Origin of the sequence: Pseudonocardia pini (assembly GCF_013870575.1) — a bacterium.
Taxonomy (GTDB): domain Bacteria; phylum Actinomycetota; class Actinomycetes; order Mycobacteriales; family Pseudonocardiaceae; genus Pseudonocardia; species Pseudonocardia pini.
Map to the genome: position 1 here is coordinate 1 of NZ_JACBXB010000698.1, position 2946 is coordinate 2946.

Below are 2946 nucleotides of genomic sequence, written 5' to 3' on the forward strand. Positions count from 1 at the left end.
GCGGCGGGGTCGGGCCGGTCCGCCGGGGGGAACCACGCGAACCCGCGCTCGACGGCGAGCGGGGCCCGCACGGCCACGTACGCCACGGGTCCGTGCGGGAGCCACGGCGAGATCTCGATCATGGAATGCTCGCTGGTCCCGTTGCCGTGCAGCACCACGACCAGCGGCGCGGCCGGATGCTCGGACCCCCACCGGGCGACCATCGGCTCCTCGGCGGGGGACCGGACCGTCATCCGCCGGACCCTAATCGCGCGGCCGCCCCGCACCCGTCTCAGATCGAGGCACGCTCCGCGCCGACCCGCATGCCCTCCAGGGTGCCCCGCATCATCGGCGCGATGGTGTCCGCGACGAACCCGCGCACGAAGGGCGCGACGAGCCCGTTCGACGGGAGGAACGAGTAGGTCCAGCTCAGCGTCATGCCGCCGGGGGCGGCGGTGTAGGTGAACTCGGCGGTCCCGTGCGCGACCGCGAACCGCTGCGGCGCGGTGAACCCCCAGATGAGGTAGCGGAACCGCTCCGGGGTGTCGACGAGGACCTCCTCGGCGAGGTGGTGCCCGTCGGCGAACGTGACGCGCCTGCGGTCGCCGCTGCGATCCCGGGCGGGGTCCCAGTCGCCGCGCAGGGGCGTGGTCGCCACGACCGCGGCGAGCCCGCCCTCCGGCGGTGCGACGACGTCGGACAGGTCCCGCCCGCCCACCCAGGCCCGGTAGCGCGCGGGCGACACCGCCACGAACACGGACTCGGTGTGGCTGACGTAGCCGTCGGCGACGGGGTCGGGGCGCGGCCCGTCGTAGGCGGGCGGGACGGCGGGTGGCTGCACCGCCGACCAGGCGCCCAGGGTGCCGAGGCCCAGGACCCCGACCAGGACGAGCGAGACGACACGGACTCGGGACACGGCGGCTCCTCGATGTTGACGTTGTCAACAAGGCTAGCGTTGACGACGTCAACATGGCGAGGGGGAATCGTGGCGGGAACGCGGGACCGGCTGGCCGCGGCGGCGACCGCGCTGCTCGACGAGGGCGGTCCGGCCGCCGTGACGCTGCGGGAGGTGGGGGCGCGGGCGGGCGTCTCGCACAACACGCCCTACCGGCACTTCGCCGACAAGCGGGACCTGCTGGCGGCGGTCGCCGCCGCGGCGCTGCACGACCTGGCGGAGCAGGTCACCGCGGCGCCGGACCTGCGGACCGCGGCGCTCGGCTACCTCGACTGGGCGCAGGCCCGTCCGAATCGTTTCCGGCTGGTCTTCGGGGCCTGGGGGGACGAGCCGCACGACGAGCTGGGCGCGGCGGCGGACGCGGCGGTCTCGGCGCTCACGGCGCAGGTCCGCCGGGCCGGACTGCGGGCCGATCCGGCGCGGAGCGCCCCGCTGCTCTGGGCGCTCTGTCACGGAGCGGCCGAGCTGACCCTCACGGGCCATCTGCCCAAGCAGCCCGGCGCCCCGAGACCGGAGGAGCTGGTCGACGAGCTGCTCGAGAGGCTCGGATAGCTCCGACCATGATCAGCGGTTGCGTGCTCTCAGCGCTGTCGTGGGCGCGCTGACTGCACGCAACCGGTGATCATGCCGCGCTGAGAGCACGAAACGTGCTCTCTCGGCGGCGGGGGCGGGGCGAGGGAGCCGTCGCCGCGGCGGTCAGGCCGAGCGAGCGGTCGCCGAGGCGAAGCCCAACCAGGTGTGCCGGTTGCCCCACCAGCACCAGCCGACCTTCGGCGCGTCCTTCCGCTCGCGGCCGTCCCGCCCGGTCCCGTTCGAGATCCAGACGGCGGGGGTGCGGGCGTCGTACCTTCCGTCGGGCTTGCGCAGGCGGGACCCGATGGTCATGAAGCAGGCGTTGCGCGCCAACACCTCCGGGTCCTGCAGCACCCACTGCACGCCCTCGGTGAGCAGCAGCGGGGTGCGGCCCGTGCGCCCCAGCTCCGGAGCGGTCTCCTCCGGGCTCCAGTTCGCGAGGTGGTCGCCGCGGTCGAGGCCCTCGAGCAGGTAGACCGGGGCGTCCGGGAGCTCGACGGTCGGCGCGAAGTCGTCCGCGTCCGTCATGTCGCCGACCACGAACCCCTCCTTGTCGCCGCGGCGGAGCAGCGGGGCGAGTGCGGAGGGCCGGGCGCCCGCGACCACGAGCAGGCCCGGCCGGTCCGGCAGGCCCTTCGCCGCGATCCGCAGCTCGGCGGGGGTCAGCGGAGCGGTCGCGTCGAGCGCGACGAGTCGCTCGGCCTGGTCGAGCACGGTCGGCAGCACGACACCATCTGTACCGCATCTCGGCCGGACGACGCCGTCAGGCCTCGCGCGCGTCCCCGTACGCGACCACGGACAGGAAGCGGATCGGCAGGCTGACCAGCTCCTTCGGACCGTGCACGCCCTCGCCGTCGAGCTGCAGCGCGTCGCCGGGGCGCATCCGGTACTCGGCCTCGCCGTGGCCGTAGACCATCTCGCCCTCGAGCAGGAACAGCAGCTCGGTGCCGGGGTGCTGGAACAGCGGGAACTCCTCGCTGCGCTCGGTGAGCGTGACGAGGTGCGCCTCCATGCGCTTGTGCGGGCCGCGCAGCGCGCCGAGCAGCGTGTAGTCGTGCCCGACGCGGGTGCCGCGCGCCACGATCCGGGCGCCGGACCCGGCCGGGGTGAACACGGCCTCGCGGGGGGTGTCGGCGCCGCGGAACAGGGCCGTGACCGGCACGTCGAGGGAGTCGGCCAGCCGGGCGAGGGTGGTCAACGAGCAGGAGGTCTGGGCGTTCTCGATCTTGGACAGCATGGGCTTGGAGATCCCCGTGCGGGTCGCCAGGTCCGCGAGGGTGAGCCCGGCGCCCTGGCGCAGGCGGCGGACCTGCGCGGCGATCGCGCGCTCGAGCCTGCCCTCCTGCGGGCTTGGTTCCACGACCTCGCGGGCCGCCGGTCCGTGCCCGGGCAGCTCCCCGGTCGTGTCCTGCACGGGGCGAGGCTAAGGCATGTCTCCC

General features: G+C 74.8%; 4 protein-coding genes and 1 pseudogene. 1 reads left to right on the plus strand and 4 read right to left on the minus strand.

All coding sequences use genetic code 11. The features are described from left to right. Together H5J29_RS27355 and H5J29_RS36375 are read right to left on the minus strand one after the other, a co-directional pair. A pseudogene (locus tag H5J29_RS27355) lies at positions 1 to 233 on the minus strand (hypothetical protein); the annotation flags it as partial. A gap of 38 nt (positions 234 to 271) precedes the next feature. Further along, positions 272 to 895, minus strand: a complete 624-nt coding sequence (locus H5J29_RS36375; RefSeq protein WP_181783878.1) for an SRPBCC family protein — start codon at positions 893 to 895, stop codon at positions 272 to 274. A 69-nt stretch (positions 896 to 964) separates the two neighbouring features. On the opposite strand from H5J29_RS36375, the gene H5J29_RS27365 reads away from it, so the two are divergent. Further along, positions 965 to 1486: a TetR/AcrR family transcriptional regulator gene (locus H5J29_RS27365; RefSeq protein ID WP_312858440.1), complete on the plus strand. Its 522-nt coding sequence runs from the start codon at positions 965 to 967 to the stop codon at positions 1484 to 1486. 144 nt (positions 1487 to 1630) lie between these two features. On the opposite strand, the gene H5J29_RS27370 is transcribed toward H5J29_RS27365, so the two are convergent. Together H5J29_RS27370 and H5J29_RS27375 are read right to left on the minus strand one after the other, a co-directional pair. Continuing rightward, a complete protein-coding gene (locus H5J29_RS27370; protein ID WP_181783879.1) occupies positions 1631 to 2233 on the minus strand; it encodes a DUF5701 family protein in 603 nt (200 codons plus the stop codon). Positions 2234 to 2270: 37 nt separating this feature from the next. Beyond that, on the minus strand, positions 2271 to 2921 hold the full coding sequence (locus tag H5J29_RS27375) for a helix-turn-helix domain-containing protein (protein WP_312858441.1): 651 nt from the start codon (positions 2919 to 2921) through the stop codon (positions 2271 to 2273). Between the last annotated feature and the right edge of the window lie 25 nt (positions 2922 to 2946).